An 18296-nucleotide genomic window follows, 5' to 3' on the forward strand; every position below is an offset into this window, starting at 1 on the left:
GAAGCCCGTGAGATTCACCCGCGAAGAGATCGAAGCCGCGCAGCGCACCGTGCACGCAGCCATGCCCGCCACGCCGCAGTACGCCTGGCCGCTGCTGTCGCAGCGCCTGGGCGCCACGGTGTGGGCCAAGCACGAGAACCACACGCCGGCGGGTGCCTTCAAGATCCGCGGCGGCCTGACGTACTTCGAAACATTGGCGCGCGAGCAGCCCGAGGTGCGCCACGCCATCAGCGCCACGCGCGGCAACCACGGCCAGTCGGTGGGCTTCGCCACCCGGCGCCACGGCCTGGCCGCGACCATCGTGGTGCCGCACGGCAACTCGACCGAGAAGAACGCGGCGATGCGCGCGCTGGGCGTCACGCTGGTGGAGCATGGCGACGACTTCCAGGCGGCCTCCGAGCACGCGGGCCTGCTGGCCGAGCGCGACGGGTTGCACCGCGTGCCGTCGTTCCACCGCGAGCTGGTGCGCGGGGTGTCGACGGCGTATGTCGAATTCTTCGATGCGTTGTCGGCCACGCCGCCCGATGTGCTGTTCGTGCCCATCGGCCTGGGTTCGGGCTTTGCCGCCGCGGCGGCGGCGCGCGCGCATTGCGGGGTGTCGACGAAGCTCATCGGCGTGGTGTCGGCGCACGCCACGGCGTACCGCGATTCCTTCCGCGCGGGCAAGCCGGTCGAGTCGCCCGTGACCACCCGGCTGGCCGACGGCATGGCCTGCCGCACGCCGGTGCCGGAGTCGGTCGAGGTGATCCTGCGCGAGGCCGACGACGTGGTCACGGTCACCGACGACGAAATCGCCAATGCCATGCGCATTCTTTTCAGCGACACCCACAACGTGGCCGAGGGCGCCGGTGCCGCGGCGTTGGCGGCGGCGCTTCAGCAGCAGGAGCGCTGGCGTGGCAAGACGGTGGGCATCAGCGTGAGCGGGGGGAATGTCGACTCGGACATGTTTGCCGGAGTGCTGTCACGCGCTGCTTCTTGAGCGAGGGCTGGCAGGTTCGGGACGTGTCAACAACGATCACGTCGCCGGCGTGATCGCGGCCTGAACATCGCCACCACTCAGGGCAGCGGCGCCGTATTCGCCGTACCCAGCGGCAACCTGGAAACCTCCGCCAGCAACAACGCCAGCTGCCGGGCAGCCGCATCGATCACCGCCTGCCCGCTGGCCGCGGTCGCAGCCGCCGCGTTGCCCGCGGCGCCGTGGGCGTTGTAGTCCTCCATCGCCCAGCCGAGCTTGGCGCTCTTGCCGTTGCCGAGGATCGCGTAGTCGGCCGCGCGCTGCTCCGAGGTCGAACGGAAATCCTTCGCCTCGCTCATTCGTACCAGCTGCGGCGTCAGCGCCAGCATCATCGACGTCTCGATCTCGCCCGCATGCACGCCGAAGCGGTGCTCCTGCGCGCTGAACTGCGCGCCCGCGTCGCCCAGCGGCAGGTTGAACCAGCTCACGCTGTACACGATGAGCCCGTGCGTCGCGCGCAGTTCGCGCGCCACGATGTCCATGGCGCCCACGTGACCGCCGTGGGCGTTGAACAGCACCAGCTTCTTCACGCCGGCACGCGCCACGCCCGCGCCGATTTCGTTCCACACGCGAATGAGCGTTTCGGCAGACAACGTGAGCGTGCCCGCGAAACGCGCGTGCTCGGGGCTCAGGCCGATCTGCTGGGTCGGCAGGAACAGCACCGGCAGCTCGGGCGGCAGCAGCGGCAACGCGGCCGCGACGATGCCATCGGCCAGCACCGTGTCCACGCCCAGCGGCAGGTGCGGGCCGTGCTGTTCGGTCGCGCCCAGCGGCAGCACGGCGACGGTGGCCGAGGCGTCGAGCGCCCCGAAATCACGGGTGGTGAGCTGGGACCAGAAACGGGGCAACGAAGGGGCCTTGGGAGCATTCATGGCGCGATCTTAGGCCGGACGCACGGTCATTTCGGGGAGCTTCTGTCTGACAAAAGCAGGCGGCAGGCACTCAGAAAACGCCAATCTGTTCACGGATACAACCAAATCCTGGCACTTTGGTTTGCCATTGTTAACAGTTCTCTCTAGAGTGAATTCCAAGTCAATTTTCAGAACCGTGGTGTTGCACCCCGTGTTTCGCTATTTAGCGGTTCGACTTTCGCGGCGGCGTGGGCCGGGCGAAAGGTGTGGTCAAAGGGAGCAGAGTGTTCATCCAGAAAAAAGCTGGAGGCACGGTCATGGCCGGGCGCAAGCGTGCGCTCGCCGGTTCGTTGTCTCGTCACCTCGCACAAGCAGCGCGAGGATTTCCCCCCATCGTTTGCGTGCTGGCCTTCGGTACCTCGGCTGCCGTCGCGCAACCGCTTGTTACCGGCACTGCCGCAGCCGGCGCACCCGCGGTCGCACAGGACACAGCTGCTTACAGCGCACAGCAGCACGACGCGCTGATCGCCGCGCGCCGTGAAGGCCGCGTCACGCCCGCGCAGGCGCTGCAGCAGCTGAAAGCCTGGCTTGCTCCTTCGCAAGGGAATCAAGGGACGCAGGGGACGCAAGGCGCGTCCGGAGAACCCGGCGAGGCCGAGCGCCGCCGCATCGCGTCCGACGCGATCACCCTCGCGGCCTCCGACGGCCAGTACGCCGAGGCCGTGGCGCTGGCCCGCCAGTTCCCGCTGTCGAGCCTGCGCGACTACGCGCTGGGCCCGCTGGCCGTGGCCGCGCGGCGCACCCGCGACCTGCCGCTGCAAGGCGAGGCCGTGAAGCTCTGGCGCAGCCGCCAACCCGATGCCCGCGAGCCGCGCGTGCACGAGGCGTACTGGCGGCTCGACAGCGGCGACGTGGCAGGCGCCCACGCGCTGTACGACGCGCTCTCGCAGCTCGCGCCGAAGCAACTCGACGACCGCGTCTCCCTGCTGGAGCTGCGCGCCGCGCTGGCACGCGCCGACAAGGACACGTTGCAGGCCCTGGGGGCCTACACCGAGGCCGGCGCCCTGCGGCCCGATCGCGCCGACCTGCGCCGTGAAGCCGACTTTCTGCTCGCGCAGAGCGGTGCCGCGTCCAGCGCCTTCAGCGACGCCGAAGCCGCCGAGCGCGCGCGGCCCGGCAGCTTTTCGCCGCTGGCGCTTTCCACGCTGCAGCAAGATGCCCTGGGCCAGCAACTGCGCTGGGCCATCCGCGAACGCGACCAGCGCCTGGGCGCCGAGCGCGTGGTGGCGCTCGACCGCGTGCTGGCCGGGCAAGACGCCGCGCTGGCCCGCGCCGATGCCGCCGCGCTGAAGGCCGAGCCCACGGAGGCCGAGGCCTGGCGCGCATTGCGCGTGCGGTTGCTGTCCGACCGGCTGCTGGCGCTGGTCGAGCGCGGGCGCCCCGCGGACGCCATCGCGCTGTACGAGTCCATGCGCGCCGCGGGCACCGAGCTGCCGTTCTACGGCCTCGGCGCAGCAGCGCGCGCCTATGCGCAGGAGCGCCGCTCCATCGAGGCGGTGCCGCTGTACGAAGCCGCGGTTGCGAAGGGCGGCGACGACGTGCCCATGCCCGACCCGCTGTACTTCGGCCTCGTCTACGCCTACCAGGACACCGGCCGCTTCGACGACGCCGAGGCGCTGCTGCAGCGGCTCGAAGGCGCCACCCCGGCCTACCTGCGGCTGGCGCCTGAAGCGCGCCGCCCCAACGAGCAGTACGCCGACGTGGCCGGCCTGCGCGGCCTGATCACCCTGTACGGCGACCGCCACGCGCTGGCGCAGCATGAGTTCGATGTGCTCATGCGCGAGGCGCCGATGAATGCGGGCTACGGCTACGGCGCGGCGTTGACCGAGCAACTGCGCGAGCACCCCGAGGCGGCCGTGGCGCGCTTCGAGGCGCTGGCGGCCGACCAGCCCTACGACATCAGCGCGCGCACCGGCCACGTGTCGGCGCTGCTCGATGCCGACGAATACGGCGAGGCGCGCCGCCGCGCCGAATCGCTGGTGGCCGACGCACCCGACACCGCCGAGGTGCGCGACATGGAGCGCAAGCGCCGCGCCATCACCGGCCCGCGGCTGGATGTAGAAGCCGAAGCCTCGCGCGGCGGTGCCGCCATTGCCAGCCGCGAGTGGCGCGTCGACAGCCGGCTCAGCTCGGGCCTCATCAACGACGAGTGGCGGCTGCTCTACGACCAGTCGCTGGGCCGCGGCAACACCGACATCGGCAACGCCAACTGGGCGCGCGGCGGCCTCGGGCTGAGCTGGCAGCGCGGCCCCTGGCTGGCCGAGGGCGCGCTGCAGCATTCGAACGGCGGCCCGTACCAGAACAGCGTGGCCGGCCGCCTGGACTACCGCGCCAGCGACGCCTGGCGCCTGTCGGCCACCTACGACGGCGACAGCAAGAACCTGCCGTGGAAGGCGCGCGTGGCCGGCATCGGCGCGCGCGAGACCGGCGCGAGCGTGGGCTACGTGGTGAACGAATCGCGCCGCTTCGACCTGCAATACCAGCGCCTGGACTTCAGCGACAACAACGTGCGCGACGGCCTGGAGCTGGGCTGGCGCGAACGCTGGATCAGCACGCCGGGCTTCCAGCTCGAGACCAGGCTGACCACCGCCGCCGGCCAGGGCCGCGCCGTCGACGCGCCCTACTTCAACCCTTCGAGCGACAGCAGCACCGAGCTGGGCGTGCGCGCGCAGTGGCTCAACTGGAAGCGCGACGACCGCCAGTTCTTCCAGGCGGTGGAGCTCAGCGGCGGCAGCTACCGGCAGGCCGGCTTCGGCAGCGGCCCGCTGTGGAGCCTGCGCTATGAACACCGCTGGGAGCTGGGCCCCAAGCTCACGCTGCGCTACGGCCTGAGCATTTCCAGCCATCCCTACGACGGCGTGCGCGAACGACAGCGCGGCGTTTTCCTGAACCTCTCGATGCCCCTGCCGTGATGCGAACGACGACCTCTTCTTCCAGCCTCTTGAACCCTCTCGCGCTGTTGCGCACCGCGCTGTTCGGGCTGCTGTGCGCGCTGTCGCTGGCCGCCCCCGCGCAGCCGCTGCCGAGCGCCGACGCCGACGACGGCGTGAGCTTTCGCGTGCTCGCCTTCCACGACGTGCGCACCAACGTGCGCGCCAGCTTCGAGGATTCGCCCGACGAGACCGCCATGGACGAGCGCACCCTGGCCGAAGTCTTCGCCTGGCTGCAGCACAGCGGCTACCACCCGGTGAGCCTGCAGCAGATCGTCGACGCGCGCGCCGGCGGCAAGCCGTTGCCTGCGCAGCCCGTGCTGCTGAGCTTCGACGACGGCTACCGCAGCGCCTACACCAAGGTGTTTCCGCTGCTCAAGCGCTACAACTACCCGGCGCTGATGGCGCTGGTGACCAGCTGGCTCGAAGTGCCGCAGGGGCAGCTCGTGCACTGGGGCGACAAGCCCGCGCCGCGCGAGAACTTCCTGCTGTGGCCCGAGGCCGCCGAAATGGCGCGCTCGGGCCTGGTCGAGTTCGCGAGCCACACCGACGCGCTGCACACCGGCATCCTGGCCAACCCGCAAGGCAACATGCTGCCCGCCGCGGCCACGCACCGCTACGACGCGGCCACCGGCCGCTACGAAAGCGACGAGGCCTACGCGCAGCGCGTGGAAGCCGACCTGCGCCGCAGCCGCGAGCTCATCGAGCGCCACACCGGCGCCAAGGTGCGCGCCACCGTGTGGCCCTACGGCGCCTACAACACGGCCGCGCTGAAGGCGTCGGAGCGCGCGGGCATGCCCGTGACTTTCACGCTGGACGACGGCCCCAACACCGCGGCGGTGCCGCTGTCGCGCATTCGCCGCGCGCTGGCCGCCTACGACAACGCCGCGCCCGACTACGCCCAGCTGCTGCGCAGCCCCGTGGGCGGCGAGGTTCGCCCGGTCAACCGCGTGATGCACGTGGACCTGGACTACGTGTACGACCCCGACCCGGCGCAGCAGGAGCGCAACCTGTCGCTGCTGATCGACCGCGTGGCCGCGGTGCGCCCGCGCTCGGTGTTCCTTCAGGCCTATGCCGACCCCGACGGCGACGGCGTGGCCGACGCCCTGTACTTTCCCAACCGCCACCTGCCGATGCGCGCCGACCTGTTCAGCCGCGCCGCCTGGCAGCTGCGCACCCGCACCGGCGTGAAGGTGTACGCCTGGATGCCGGTCACGGCGTTCAAGCTGCCCGAGTCGAACCCGCTCGCCACGCACACGGTGGCGGCGCAGGGCGGCACCCCGCCGGCGGACCATGACCAGCGCTATCACCGCCTCTCGCCCTTCGACCCCGCGGTGCGGGCGCTGGTCGGCGACATCTACGAGGACCTGGGGCGCTACGCGTTCTTCGAGGGCGTGCTGTTCCACGACGACGCCATGCTCGCCGACGACGAGGACGCCAGCCCCGCCGCGCTCGCCACCTACGCGCGCTGGGGCCTGCCGGGCGACGTGGCCGCCATTCGCGCCAACCCCGAGCTGATGGCGCGCTGGACCACGGCCAAGACCCGCTACCTCATCGACTTCACCCACGAGCTCGCCGCGCGCGTGGGTGCCTGGCGGCCCGCGCTGGAAACCGCGCGCAACCTGTATGCGCGCCCGGTGCTCGAGCCCCAGGCCGAGCAGTGGTTCGCGCAGAACTACGAGGCTTCGCTGGCCGCCTACGACTACGTGGCGCTCATGGCCATGCCGCGCATGGAAGGCGAAGCCGACGCCGATGCCTGGCTGGGCCGCCTCGCGCGCCGCGTGGCCGGCACGCCGCGCGGCCTGGACGGCACCGTGTTCGAGCTGCAGGCGCGCGACTGGCGCACCGGCGAGCCGGTGCCCGACGCCGAGCTCACGCGCCAGTGGACGCTGCTGCACCGCGCCGGCGTGCGCCACCTGGGCTACTACCCCGACGACTTCCTGAACGACCAGCCCTCGCTGGAGACCGTGCGCCGCGCCATCTCCGTGCGCACGCTGCTGCCGCGCGTGCTGCGCTCGCCCTCGGCCGCGGAGATTCCGCCGCAGCCGGAAGCATCGAAGACATCGACAGCGCCGATGACAACAACGACAACACCCCCGCTACCCGCGCGCCCCGCGCAAGGAGAACGCTCGCCATGAGCTCCAGCCACTTCCTCGCGCAGACGCTGCCTTCGCTGCTGTTCGGCTTCGTCTTCTACTACCCCTTCTTCATGGCCTATGTGTGGATGGCCGGGGGCCTCTCGCATGCGTGGGTGTTCGAGCGCAAGCGCGACGTCGACGCCAACCCGCTCGCGCTGCTGCCCTCGCAGCCGCTGGTGACGGTGGTGGTGCCCTGCTTCAACGAGGTGTCGCACCTGCGCGAGGTGATCGAGCAGCTGATGCGCACGCGCTACCCGCACTTCGAGGTGATTGCGGTGAACGACGGCAGCACCGACGGCACCGGCGAGCTGCTCGACGAGATGACCACCGAGTACAGCCGCCTGCGCGTGGTGCACAACGCCAGCAACCAGGGCAAGGCCGTGGGCCTGAACACCGCCTGCCAGCTGGCGCGCGGCGAGTACATATTGGGCATCGACGGCGACGCGCTGATCGACGAGGACGCCATTGCCTGGATGCTGCTGCCGATGCTGGCGTCGGAGCGCATCGGCGCGGTCACCGGCAACCCGCGCATCCGCACGCGCACCACGCTGCTGGGGCGCATGCAGGTGGGCGAGTTCTCTTCGATCATCGGGCTCATCAAGCGCTCTCAGCAGCTGGTGGGCACCCTCTTCACGGTGTCGGGCGTGATTGCCATGTTCCGCCGCCGCGCGGTGATCGACGTGGGCTTCTGGAGCCCCGACGTGCTCACCGAGGACATCGACATGAGCTGGAAGCTGCAGCTCGCCGGCTGGAAGCTGCGCTTCGAGCCGCGCGCGCTGTGCTGGATCCTGATGCCCGAGACCTTGCGCGGTCTGTGGAAGCAGCGCCTGCGCTGGGCCATGGGCGGCATCCAGACCATGCTGCGCTACACCTCGCAGCTGCTGCGCCCGCGCAACTGGCGCATGTGGCTCATCTACCTGGAGTACATGACCAGCGTGGTGTGGGCCTATGCCATGGCGCTGGTGCTGCTGGTGAGCCTGGTGCGCCCGCTGCTGCCGGACGACTCGCTGTGGCATTCGGCGCTGCTGCCGCACTGGCAGGGCACGCTGCTGGCCATGACCTGCATCATGCAGATGCTGCTGAGCCTGTGGATCGATCGCCGCTACGACCGCGACCTGATGCGCTATTTCGCCGGAACGATCTGGTACCCGATCGCCTTCTGGACCATCACGATGGCGACCACCGTCATCGCCCTTCCCAAAGTCCTGATTCGCCGACGCGGCAAGCGCGCGGTGTGGACGAGCCCCGACAGAGGAGTTTCCGATGCGCCATGACACCCACGAGACACAAGCCACATCCGTCGACAGCGTCTTTCCCGACGCCGTGCACGACACCCCGCCGCCGAGCCGCCGCCGCTCGTGGGGCCAGCCCGCGGGGGAGGAACCCATCATCGACGCCGCGCGCATCTCGCTGCGCGCCTACGGCAACGGCCGCTCGCCGCAGCGCACGCTGGCCATGTACCTGTGGCTGCGCGTGCTGCGCCCGGCCGTGACCATCGCGATCTGGTTCTGCGCGGTCTGGTACGCCTGGCCCTACGTGCTGGGCGCGCGCTCGCAGCCCGAGGTGCTGCACCTGCTGGGCCTGTACGCCGTGCTCATCGGCGTGATCCTGGTCGCGATGCTGGTGATGGCCCCGTGGCGCCGCCGCCAGAACCGGCGCGAGGTGCCGCCCGAGGCGGAACAGTCGTCGCTGTTCGCGCTGGCCACCTTCATCGACGTGCCGCCCGCGCGGCTGTCGGCATGGCAGCGCACCCGCCAGCTGCTGGCGCACCACGACAACAACGGCCACCTGCGCGACGCCACCGACACCGCGCCCGGCGCGCTGGAGCCCGAGCCGCGGCATCGCACCGCGGGCCGGCACTGAAGCACTGAAGCACTGGGGCACAGCCCCGATGCTGGCCTGAAAGCCGCGGCGCACAGCCGCGTGCGTGCAGGGGTTTAGCGCCGGTGCTTCAATCGCCGGCTCACCCCTTTCATCACGCTCCCAAGGATTCTTCATGGACCTCCAGCTTCAGGACCAGCACGTACTCATCACCGGCGGCAGCAAGGGCATCGGCCTGGCCTGCGCGTTGGGCTTCCTGCGCGAGGGCGCGCGCGTGAGCCTGGTGTCGCGCGACATCGCCAACCTGCGGCAGGGGCAGAAGACCTTGCTGGAGGCGTACGCGCAGGCCGAGGGCCGCGTGTCGGTCCATGCCGCCGACCTGAAGGACCCGGCCAGCGCCGTCGCCGCGCTGGACGCCGCCGAGCAGGCCTTCGGCCCGGTCGACGTGCTCGTCAACTCGGCCGGCGCCGCGCGCCGCACCCCGCCCGCCGACCTGACTGCCGCGTCGTGGCACGACGCCATGGACGCGAAGTACTTCACCTACATCCACATGATCGACCCCGTCGTGAAGCGCATGGGCGCGCGCGGGCGCGGAGCCATCGTCAACGTCATCGGCCAGGGCGGCAAGGTGGCCAGCCCCGTGCACATGGCCGGCGGCGCTGCGAACGCCGCCCTGATGCTCGTGAGCGCCGGCATGGCCGCGGCCTACGCCGGCAAGGGCGTGCGCGTGAACGCGGTAAACCCCGGCCTCACGCTGACCGAGCGCTTGCAGGAAGGCATGAAGGCCGATGCCAAGCTGGCGGGCATCGGCACCGACGAGGCGCTGGAGCGCGCCAAGGCGCGGCTGCCGCTGGGGCGGATCGCGACGCCGGAAGAAGTTGCCAACACCGTGCTGTTCCTGGCGTCGGGCAAGGCGAGTTATGTGACCGGGGCGATCGTGGCGATGGATGGGGCTGTGACGCCGATGATTTGAGGCGGGCAGGCAGGGGCGATAGAAAAGCTGTGCAGTTTCGAGCGCCGCTGCCCTCACCCCCGCCCTCTCCCGGAGGGAGAGGGAGTAATACCCGGGCCCCAACCCGAGGCCGAGCGAAGCGATGGCCTGTTGGCGCCCTCCCCTCTGGCTGCGCCGAGGAGCGCAGCGTTTCGCGGATCAGGGCTCGCCCTTGTTTGAGCGAAGCGAGTTTGGGCGAGACCCCGCGAAACGCGAGCACCGCAGGTTGCCCGCAGCGAAGCGGAGGGACGCAGCCAGTGGGGTCGCCTTTTCTTTGCTTACTTTCTTTTGGCGAAGCAAAAGAAAGCAAGTCGCCCGCCGGGGCGAGTCCCGGCCAGCAGCCCCCCAAAAAACCCACACACCCCAAAACCTACCCCCTCAACAAAACCTCAAACTTCAAAGCCAAAAAATCCACAAACGCCCGAACCCGAGCCGGCACAAACCTCCCACTGGGCAACAACGCATGCAGCGGATAAGCCTCGGTCTCCCATTCAGGCAGCAACCGAACCAGCCGCCCCGCGCGAATGTCATCCCGCACATCCAGCGCCGACTTCAGCGAAACGCCGTACCCCGCCACCGTCCACTCGCGCGCCAGCGAGGCGTCGTCCACGCTGCGGTCCCCGTTCACCCGCACCTCCGTCCACTGCCCGTCGAGCGCAAACCGCCACACCCGGTGCCGCCGCCCCGAGCGGTTGAACGTCAGGCAGTTGTGGTGCACCAGGTCTTGCGGCACCCGGGGCGCCCCGTGCCGGCGCAGGTAGTCCGGCGACGCGGTCAACAGCGGGTTGGTCAGCGCAAAGGGCCGCGCCACCAGCCGCGAATCGGCCAGCGCCCCGTAGCGCAGCGCCACGTCGACCTCGTCGCGCATCACGTCCAGCGGCCGGTCTCCCACCGACAAAGACAGCTGCACCCCGCTGTGCAAGGCCAGGAATTCGTCGAACCAGGGCAGCAGCGTGCTGCGCGTGAGGTCCGACGGCGAGGCCACGCGCAACGTGCCCACCAGCTCGCCGCGGTCGGCCGTGACCAGCGACTCGCCCTCGGCCAGCAGCTCGAAGGCGCGCACCGCGTAGTCGAGCAGCGTCTGCCCCTGCGGCGTGAGGCGCATGGCGCGCGTGGAGCGCTCGAACAGGCGCGCGCCCAGCTGCGTTTCCAGCCGCTTCAGCGTGGCGCTGGCCGCCGCGGGCGTGATGCCCAGCGCATGCGCCGCGGCCGTGAGCGTGCCGCCGCGCGCGGTGTGCACCAACACCTGCAGGTCGGAGATATTTTCAATCTTCATTTGAAAGTGTTGCTCATTCGGCCAGTCTTATCAAACTGGCGTTGCGATCCTACATTCGAGGCATCGTCACTGAAAGGTTTCCCGTCATGAAAGCCATCGGCTACTACCAGCCCCTTCCCATCGACAACCCCGAATCGCTGCAGGACATCGAGCTGCCCGCTCCCGTGGCCGGCGCGCGCGACCTGCTGGTGCGCGTGAAAGCGGTGTCGGTCAACCCGGTGGACACCAAGGTCCGCAAGAACGCCGCGCCCGAGCCCGGCCAGCCCAAGGTGCTGGGCTGGGACGCCGTGGGCACGGTCGAGGCCGTCGGCGCCGGCGTGAAGAACTTCAAGGTGGGCGACCGCGTGTACTACGCCGGCTCCATCGTTCGCCCCGGCGCCAACGCCGAGCTGCACGCGGTCGATGAGCGCATTGCCGCCATCGCGCCGAAGAGCCTCGACGACGCGCAGGCCGCGGCGCTGCCGCTGACCACCATCACTGCGTACGAGCTGCTGTTCGACCGCCTGCAGGTGCCCAAGGACGGCGGCGAAGGGCAGACGCTGCTCATCACCGGCGGCGCGGGCGGCGTGGGCTCCATCCTGATCCAGCTGGCGCGCCAGCTCACCAGGCTGCGCGTGGTGGCCACGGCCTCGCGCGCCGAAACGCGCGAATGGTGCCTGGCGCTGGGCGCGCACACCGTCATCGACCATTCGAAGCCGCTCGCCGCCGAGCTCAAGGCCGCCGGCATCGGCGAGGTCGACATGGTCGCCAGCCTCACGCAGACCGAGCAGCACTACGCGCAGATCATCGAAAGCCTGAAGCCCCAGGGCCAGCTCGCGGTGATCGACGACATGAAGGTGCTCGACGCGATGCCGCTGAAGACCAAGAGCCTCTCGCTGCACTGGGAAATGATGTTCGCGCGCTCTCGCTTCGAGACGCCCGACATGGCCGAGCAGGGCAAGCTGCTGGCCGAGGTGGCGGCGCTGGTGGACGCGGGCCGCATCCGCACCACGGCGAACGCGAGCTTCGGCACCATCAACGCCGCGAACCTGAAGAAGGCGCACGCGCTCATCGAGAGCGGCAAGGCGCAGGGCAAGGTGGTGCTGGCGGGGTTCTGAGCCGGAAGGCGCGCCGCAGGCCCCCGCAAAATGGGCGCATGACCGACAAGGCTTCCCCGCCCCTGATCGAATTCGACACCGAGCGGCTGCGGCTGCGCCAATGGCGCGAGAGCGATCTCGCGCCATTTTTCGCGCTGGCCTGCGACCCGCAGGTGATGTCGTTTTTGCTGCCCCTGCCCAACCGCGCCGACAGCGACGCGCTGGCCGAGCGCGCCAAGGCGCGCATCGCCGAGAACGGCTGGGGCCTGTGGGCGGTGGAAGAAAAAGCCTCGGGCGAGTTCATCGGCTTCACCGGGCTCAACGTGCCCGCGGCCGCGCTGCCGTTCTCGCCCTGCGTGGAAATCGGCTGGCGCTTCGCGCGCCATGCGTGGGGCCGGGGCCTTGCGAGCGAGGCCGCGCGCGGTGCGCTGCAGGTGGGCTTCGACCGGCTGGCGCTCGACGAGATCGTGGCCTTCACCGGCGTCGGCAACCTGCGCTCGGCCGCGGTGATGGCGCGCATCGGCATGACCGAGGACATGGCCGGCGCCTTCGACCACCCGCTGGTGCCCGAGGGGCACCCGCTGCGCGCGCACCGGCTCTACCGCATCGGCCGGCCGGGGCGCTGAAAGCTGAAGGCCGAAGACCTTCGACAGCGGTTGGCGACTATTTGTCCTTCGACACCCGCCACACCGCGTTGCCCACGTCGTCGGCCACGATCAGCGCGCCGCTCTTGTCGAGCGTGACGCCCACCGGCCGGCCCTGGGCCTTTTCGTCGGCGGTGAGGAAGCCGGTGAGCACGTCGACCGGCGGCCCGCTGGGCTTGCCGCCGATGAAGGGCACGAACACCACCTTGTAGCCCGACTTGGGCTTGCGGTTCCACGAGCCGTGCTCGCCGATGAACACGCCGCTGGCGAACTGCTCGGGCATGACGCCCGCGCGCGAAAACGCCATGCCCAGCGGCGCGACGTGCGAGCCCAGCGCGTAGTCGGGCGCGATGGCCTTGGCCGCCATCTCGGGGTTCTGCGGGGTCACGCGCGCATCGACGATGCCGCCGTAGTAGGTCCACGGCCAGCCGTAGAAGGCGCCGTCTTTCACCGAGGTGAGGTAGTCGGGCACCAGGTCGCTGCCGATTTCGTCGCGCTCGTTCACCACGGTCCACAGCGCCTTCGTGTCCGGGTCCCAGCCCATGCCGTTGGGGTTGCGCAGGCCGCTGGCGAACAGGCGCTTCTCGCCCGACTTGGTGTCGACCTCCCAGATGGCGGCGCGGCCCTCTTCGGCGGCCAGGCCGTTCTCGCCGATGTTGCTGTTGGAGCCGACCGTCACGTAGAGCTTGCTGCCGTCGGCATTGGCGATGACGTTCTTGGTCCAGTGGTGGTTGATGCCCGCGGGCAGCTGCGTCACCAGCGTGGGGTTGGCGCTGATGGCGGTCTGGCCCTCGGTGTAGGGCACCTTCACCAGCGCGTCGGCGTTGGCGATGAACAGCTCGTTGCCCACCAGCGCCATGCCGTAGGGCGACATCAGGTTGGTCATGAAGACCTGCTTGACCTCGGCCACGCCGTCGCCGTTGGCGTCGCGCAGCAACGTGATGCGGTTGGCGCTGGGCACGCCGGCGCCGGCGCGGCCCATGACCTTGCCCATGACCCAGTTGCGCACCTTGGCCACGATGCCGTCGCCGCCGTCGGTGGCGCTGCCGCCGGGCTTGGGCGGCTTGTTGCTCTCGGCCACGAGGATGTCGCCGTTGGGCAGCGTGTAGACCCAGCGCGGGTGGTCAAGCCCGCGCGCCAAAGCCGTCACCTTCATGCCTTCGGCGGGCGTGGGCGTGGCGGTGTCGGTCCAGCCGACGGCGGGCGCCACGTTGACGGTGGGAATCAGCGTCTTGTTGGGCTCGGCCAGCTGCGGGCGCGGGCCGGTGGTGGCCTCGGGCGTGAGCTTGGCGGCCTCGCCGCAGCCGGCGACGAGCAGCGCCGCGGCCACCGCCACGGCGAACGCGGGCGCGGATGCCTCCCAGGGCAATGCCATGCGGGTGGGTGCTTGCTGCGGTGCTTTCATGCGGGGTCCTTGCTTGCTTGCTATGCGGCCTGTACTCGGCCTGATGCCGCGTACCCGGCGGATCTTCCACCGCCCGCGCGGCGCCGGGTTGTCGGTCGTGGGCGCTTTCTGGCGTGGGCGCACCTCATTCGCGCATCGCCGCTACCATCGCCGGATGACCGAAGACCTGTTCCGCGCCGACGCCTACCTGCGCGCCTGCGAAGCCCGCATCGTGCGCATCGACGAGGCCGGCGTCGTGCTCGACCGCACCGTGTTCTATCCCCTGGGCGGCGGGCAGGCCGGAGACAGCGGCGTGCTGGCCCTGGCCGACGGCCGCGAACTGGTCATCGCGGATACGCGCAAGGCGAAGAACGAGGAAGGCCAGCCGACGGACGAATTCGTGCACGTGCCCGCGCCGAACCAGGTGGAGCTGCTGGCTGCGCTGAAGCCCGGCGACACCGTCACCGCCCGCATCGACTGGGAGCGCCGCCACCGCCTGATGCGCTTTCACACCGCCACCCACCTGCTGTGCCACCTGGTGCCGCAGCCCGTGAACGGCTGCTCGATCACGCCCGAGTACGCGCGGCTCGACTTCCACATGACCGACCCGCTGGACAAGGACGCGCTGACGGCCGGCCTGCTGCAACTGGTGCAGGCGGCGCACCCGCTCACCGTGGGCAGCATCACCGACGAGGAACTCGACGCCAACCCGGGCCTGGTCAAGAGCATGAGCGTGCAGCCGCCGCGCGGCCTGGGCACGGTGCGAACCATCCGCATCGGCGGCGGCGGCGGAGGCAGCGGCGGCGCCGAAGGTGATGTGCAGATCGACCTGCAGCCCTGCGGCGGCACGCACGTGGCGAACACCTCGGAAATCGGCGCGGTGGTAGTCACCAAGATCGAGAAGAAAAGCGCGAACAGCCGGCGCGTGGTGCTGGGCTGGGCCCCATCCACCGGCTTGCCCGCCACCTCGCTTCCCACCTCGCCCGCCGCCGTGGCCGCCTGAAGCGGCCGGAACTTCGCCCCCACTGAACGCTCCGACAGCAGGCATGATCTTCTCGCGCATCCATTTCGCTACGCTTCTGATAGCAACCGCCGCAGCCAGCATGCCGGCCGCCGCGCAATTGGAGTCCAAGCCGGGCGCGGTGGTCACCACCCCGCATGTGCGCGCCGAACTCATCGCGCACGCGCCCGACGGCGTGACGCCCGGCGCCCCGGTGTGGGTCGGCCTGCAGATCACGCACCAGCCCGAGTGGCACACGTACTGGAAGAACGCCGGCGATTCGGGCCTGCCCACCGAAATGACGTGGACGCTGCCGCCCGGCGTGTCCACCGGCGAAATCGCCTGGCCGGTGCCCGAGAAGATCGCGGTCGGCAGCCTGGCCAACTACGGCTACGAGAACACCGTGCTGCTGTCGGTGCCGCTGGAGGTGTCCACGCTGTACAAGCCGCCGGTGGCGCTGGGCAACACGCCGGCCATGGACATCCAGCTGAAGGCCTCGTGGCTGGTGTGCCGCAAGGAATGCATTCCCGAAGAAGGCACCTTCTCGCTCTCGCTGCCGCTGCAGGGCTCGACCGCGCTGCACAAGGCCGATTTCGACACCGCCGCCGCCGCGCAGCCCCAGCCGCTGGCCAAGCCCGGCAGCGTGGAGGTCGACGGTCACACGCTGAAGGTGCGCCTCGAAGGCCTGCCCGCCGCCGTGCAGGGCAAGACGCTGGGCTTCTTCCCCGAAACGCCCGAGGTGATCCGCACCGCGGCGGTTTCCGGCAAGGACTGGACCCAGGCCTGGCAGGACGGCACCTGGACCGCCACCATGCCGCTGGCCGACCAGCGCAGCGCGAGCCCCACGGCGATGCCGCTGGTGGTGGCGCTGGCCGAGGCCGACCGGCAGGCCGGCCAGCCGATCGCCTGGCGCGCGGAGCCGTCGGTGTCGGGCACCTGGCCCGCGGCCGCCGCGCCACGCGCCGAGGTGTCGCCCGCGCTGCAGGCCGCGCTGACCGCCAACGCGGCCACTGCAGCCAATGCAGCTAATACAGCTGGGTCGGCCACCGACCTGCCCGCCCCCTCCTCCACCACCTTCATGGCCGCCCTGTTCGGCGCCCTGCTCGGCGGCCTGCTGCTCAACCTGATGCCCTGCGTGTTCCCGATCCTCGCGATCAAGGTGCTGGGCTTCGCGCGGCAGGCGGGCAACGACCGCGCGCACCGCAGGGCCGGGCTGGCCTACACCGGCGGCGTGATCCTGTCGTTTCTGGCGCTGGGCGGCGCCATGCTGGCGCTGCGCGCGGCCGGCGCCGGCCTGGGCTGGGGCTTTCAGCTGCAGTCGCCGGGCGTGGTGGCGGCGCTGGCGGCCCTGTTCACCCTGCTCGGGCTGAACCTGGCGGGCGTGTTCGAGTTCGGCCGTGCCGCGCCGTCCTCGGTGTGCAGCGCGCAGGCCAAGCATCCACTGGCCAACGACTTTCTCTCGGGCGTGCTGGCCGTGGTCATCGCCTCGCCCTGTACCGCGCCTTTCATGGGCGTGTCGCTGGGCTTTGCCATCGGCCTGCCGGCCGCGCAGGCGCTGCTGCTGTTCGCAGCCATGGGCCTGGGGCTGGCGCTGCCTTACCTGGCGGCCAGCTTCGTGCCCGCCGTTTCGCGGCTGCTGCCCCGGCCGGGCCCGTGGATGCACACGCTGCGCCGCCTGCTCGCCTTTCCGATGTTCGCCACCGTGGCGTGGCTGGTGTGGGTGCTGGGCCAGCAAAGCGGCATCGACGGCGCAGGCACGCTGCTGGCGCTCTTGGTGTGCATGGCCGCCGTGGTCTGGGCGCTTACGCTCACCGGCCGCACGCGGGTGGTGATTGCCGGGCTGCTGATCGCCTTCACCGCCGTGCTGGCGGCCGCCATCGGGCGCAATGTGTTGCAAACGGTTGAGCCGGCGCAGCTGGCCTCTGCCGACACGAAAGGCACACAGGGAGCACAAGGCCAGCGCTGGCAGCCCTGGTCCGCCGAGCGCGTGGCCGAGCTGTCGGGCGATGGCCGGCCGGTGTTCATCGACTTCACCGCCGCCTGGTGCGTGACCTGCCAGTACAACAAGAAGAGCACCCTGGCCGACGCGCAGGTGCTGGCCGACTTCGACGCCAAGAAGGTCGCCATGCTGCGCGCCGACTGGACCCGCCGCGACCCGGCCATCACCGCCGCGCTCACCGCGCTGGGCCGCAGCGGCGTGCCGGTGTACGTGCTGCAGGCGCCGGGCAAGCCGCCGGTGGTGCTGACCGAGATACTGGGCAAGGACGAAGTCCGCGCCGCGCTCGCCGCGCTTTGACCACCGCTGTGACATGGGTTGTCACATGCACTTGAAGAAACCGTTCTAAGCTGCAGTTGTTGTTTGGAATTTTTCTTTTGGAGTTCAAGCTGGCCATGTCTCTTTCGCCAACCGCCGACTCGCGTTCCCTGCGCGCCGCGCGCCATGCCCGCGCCGCCCTGAGCCGGGCCTCCCGCCGTGCCGTCGTCGCCGCAGCCGTGGCGCTGGGCGCCACCTTCCTGATGGGCACCAACGCCCTTGCCGCGCCGGCCGTGGGCCAGCAGGCCCCTGATTTCGTCGCCGTCGACACCACCGGCGCCAAGCACAAGCTGTCCGATTTCGCGGGCAAGTTCGTCGTGCTCGAATGGACCAACCCCGGCTGCCCCTTCGTGCGCAAGCACTACGGCAGCGGCAACATGCCCGCCACGCAGAAGGCCGCCACCGACAAGGGCGTGGTGTGGCTGGCCATCAATTCGACCGAGCGCGCCGCCACCGACTACCTGAAGGCCGACGCCATGGACGCCTGGATGAAGTCGCAAAGGGCCGCGCCCACCGCCGTGCTGATGGACGAGGACGGCGTGATCGGCCAGGTCTACGGCGCGCGCACCACGCCGCACATCTTCATCATCGACCCCAAGGGCACGCTGGTGTACGCGGGCGGCATCGACAGCATCGCCTCGGCGCGGGCCGACGACATCAAGACCGCCACCAACTACGTGAACCAGGCGCTGGGCGAGGCCTTCGGCGGCAAGCCGATATCGGCGGCCAGCACGCGGCCGTACGGGTGTTCGATCAAATACAAGACCTGACGCAAGACCTGACGCGATCGGACTTT

At 70.3% G+C, this 18296-nt stretch carries 14 protein-coding genes; 11 read left to right on the forward strand and 3 right to left on the reverse strand.

What is annotated here, in order from left to right:
* Positions 1-7 precede the first annotated feature (7 nt).
* Positions 8-979, forward strand: a complete 972-nt coding sequence (locus tag AB6807_RS26645; protein WP_116910748.1) for a threonine dehydratase — start codon at positions 8-10, stop codon at positions 977-979.
* A gap of 77 nt (positions 980-1056) precedes the next feature.
* Here the strand turns inward: AB6807_RS26645 and AB6807_RS26650 are convergent, their stop codons facing one another.
* On the reverse strand, positions 1057-1887 hold the full coding sequence (locus tag AB6807_RS26650; protein WP_371086908.1) for a creatininase family protein: 831 nt from the start codon (positions 1885-1887) through the stop codon (positions 1057-1059).
* A gap of 380 nt (positions 1888-2267) precedes the next feature.
* On the opposite strand from AB6807_RS26650, the gene pgaA reads away from it, so the two are divergent.
* From pgaA to AB6807_RS26675, 5 genes are all read left to right on the forward strand, one after another.
* Positions 2268-4838 carry a poly-beta-1,6 N-acetyl-D-glucosamine export porin PgaA gene (gene pgaA / locus AB6807_RS26655; protein ID WP_371086909.1) on the forward strand — a complete coding sequence of 857 codons (2571 nt, stop codon included), beginning with the start codon at positions 2268-2270 and terminating at the stop codon, positions 4836-4838.
* On the forward strand, positions 4838-6994 hold the full coding sequence (pgaB, locus tag AB6807_RS26660) for a poly-beta-1,6-N-acetyl-D-glucosamine N-deacetylase PgaB (RefSeq protein WP_371086910.1): 2157 nt from the start codon (positions 4838-4840) through the stop codon (positions 6992-6994). The genes pgaA and pgaB overlap by 1 nt, the downstream gene beginning before the upstream one ends.
* The gene (gene pgaC, locus AB6807_RS26665) at positions 6991-8268 is read left to right on the forward strand and encodes a poly-beta-1,6-N-acetyl-D-glucosamine synthase (protein WP_371086911.1); all 1278 of its coding nucleotides are present in this window, start codon (positions 6991-6993) and stop codon (positions 8266-8268) included. The genes pgaB and pgaC overlap by 4 nt, the downstream gene beginning before the upstream one ends.
* Positions 8258-8857, forward strand: coding sequence for a poly-beta-1,6-N-acetyl-D-glucosamine biosynthesis protein PgaD (gene pgaD / locus AB6807_RS26670; RefSeq protein WP_116910753.1), 600 nt, complete (start codon positions 8258-8260; stop codon positions 8855-8857). The genes pgaC and pgaD overlap by 11 nt, the downstream gene beginning before the upstream one ends.
* A gap of 133 nt (positions 8858-8990) precedes the next feature.
* Complete coding sequence (locus AB6807_RS26675; RefSeq protein WP_286517003.1) at positions 8991-9788, forward strand: SDR family oxidoreductase; 798 nt, start codon at positions 8991-8993, stop codon at positions 9786-9788.
* Between the two features lie 388 nt (positions 9789-10176).
* Here the strand turns inward: AB6807_RS26675 and AB6807_RS26680 are convergent, their stop codons facing one another.
* Positions 10177-11082 carry a LysR family transcriptional regulator gene (locus tag AB6807_RS26680; protein WP_371086912.1) on the reverse strand — a complete coding sequence of 302 codons (906 nt, stop codon included), beginning with the start codon at positions 11080-11082 and terminating at the stop codon, positions 10177-10179.
* Between the two features lie 86 nt (positions 11083-11168).
* Between AB6807_RS26680 and AB6807_RS26685 the strand changes: the two genes are divergently transcribed.
* Positions 11169-12179, forward strand: a complete 1011-nt coding sequence (locus tag AB6807_RS26685; protein ID WP_371086913.1) for a zinc-binding alcohol dehydrogenase family protein — start codon at positions 11169-11171, stop codon at positions 12177-12179.
* 38 nt (positions 12180-12217) lie between these two features.
* Positions 12218-12784 carry a GNAT family N-acetyltransferase gene (locus tag AB6807_RS26690; protein WP_371086914.1) on the forward strand — a complete coding sequence of 189 codons (567 nt, stop codon included), beginning with the start codon at positions 12218-12220 and terminating at the stop codon, positions 12782-12784.
* Between the two features lie 37 nt (positions 12785-12821).
* Here AB6807_RS26690 and AB6807_RS26695 read toward each other — a convergent pair whose 3' ends face one another.
* Positions 12822-14207: a sorbosone dehydrogenase family protein gene (locus AB6807_RS26695; RefSeq protein ID WP_371086915.1), complete on the reverse strand. Its 1386-nt coding sequence runs from the start codon at positions 14205-14207 to the stop codon at positions 12822-12824.
* Positions 14208-14361: 154 nt separating this feature from the next.
* Here AB6807_RS26695 and AB6807_RS26700 point away from each other — a divergent pair, with 154 nt between their 5' ends.
* The 3 genes from AB6807_RS26700 to AB6807_RS26710 all read left to right on the forward strand — a co-directional run bounded on the left by AB6807_RS26700 (position 14362) and on the right by AB6807_RS26710 (position 18270).
* Positions 14362-15189: an alanyl-tRNA editing protein gene (locus tag AB6807_RS26700; protein ID WP_371086916.1), complete on the forward strand. Its 828-nt coding sequence runs from the start codon at positions 14362-14364 to the stop codon at positions 15187-15189.
* Between the two features lie 43 nt (positions 15190-15232).
* The gene (locus AB6807_RS26705; RefSeq protein WP_371086917.1) at positions 15233-17482 is read left to right on the forward strand and encodes a protein-disulfide reductase DsbD family protein; all 2250 of its coding nucleotides are present in this window, start codon (positions 15233-15235) and stop codon (positions 17480-17482) included.
* 95 nt (positions 17483-17577) lie between these two features.
* Positions 17578-18270 (forward strand): thioredoxin family protein, encoded by a 693-nt coding sequence (locus tag AB6807_RS26710; protein ID WP_371086918.1) that lies wholly within the window; start codon positions 17578-17580, stop codon positions 18268-18270.
* Positions 18271-18296 lie beyond the last annotated feature (26 nt).

Origin of the sequence: Variovorax sp. RCC_210 (assembly GCF_041355175.1) — a bacterium.
Classification (GTDB): domain Bacteria; phylum Pseudomonadota; class Gammaproteobacteria; order Burkholderiales; family Burkholderiaceae_C; genus Variovorax.